Raw genomic sequence first — 318 nt, forward strand, 5'->3', positions numbered from 1 at the left:
GTTAAATATCCACTAAATAGCATTAACTCCCAAGCATCTTCTTTATTTAACAACATATTTAAATCAGATAGCAATAGTATACTTTTTTCTACACTTTCACCTTTAAATAATTTTTCTAATTCTTCAATCATTTCTTTATCTGATACTTTTAATGAATTTATTATTAAATTATTTCCTGATGTTCTTACCCAATATGGAACAAGTTCTCCTCTTTTTAAATAGTTTGTTATACTCCAAGGATTGTAGACTAAACTATCTCCTATCTTGTATCCATCATACATTTTTCTTACTTCATCTACTTTATGTGTATATCCATAA

Annotated in this window: 1 pseudogene; it reads right to left on the minus strand. The window is 25.8% G+C overall.

What is annotated here, in order from left to right:
- Positions 1 to 318, minus strand: a pseudogene (locus AYC59_RS07900) (AAA family ATPase); the annotation flags it as partial.

Source organism: Pseudostreptobacillus hongkongensis (genome assembly GCF_001559795.1).
Taxonomy (GTDB): domain Bacteria; phylum Fusobacteriota; class Fusobacteriia; order Fusobacteriales; family Leptotrichiaceae; genus Pseudostreptobacillus; species Pseudostreptobacillus hongkongensis.